The sequence below is a fragment of the Neoluteolibacter marinus genome, from assembly GCF_014904755.1.
In the GTDB taxonomy this organism is placed as follows: domain Bacteria; phylum Verrucomicrobiota; class Verrucomicrobiia; order Verrucomicrobiales; family Akkermansiaceae; genus Haloferula; species Haloferula marina.
Genome location: NZ_JACZFQ010000278.1, coordinates 1 through 301 on the forward strand (window position 1 = coordinate 1; position 301 = coordinate 301).

General features: G+C 66.1%; 1 pseudogene. It reads left to right on the forward strand.

The window, feature by feature from the left end:
* Positions 1–149: 149 nt before the first annotated feature.
* Positions 150–301, forward strand: a pseudogene (locus IG178_RS26315) (preprotein translocase subunit SecY); the annotation flags it as partial.

Here is a 301-nt window from a genome sequence, read left to right on the forward strand (position 1 = left end):
CTCCCGGGCCCGATGCGCTGATGCTGGACACGATGGTTAGACTTGCACGGGCCATCACAGCCCCATGCCGACCCCCGCCCGTCCCAGGGCGTTCGCCGGATGACGGAAGACCGGCCGACGGTCTGCCCCCACGACCAGAGGAGAGTCGATTGCTCAGCGCTTTCGGACGGGCGTTCAAGACTCCCGAGCTGCGGAACAAGCTGCTGTTCACCATCGGGATCATCGTGATCTACCGCCTGGGCACCTTTGTCCCGGCTCCCGGTGTGGACTACGGCAACGTCCAGCAGTGCCTGGCCCTGGG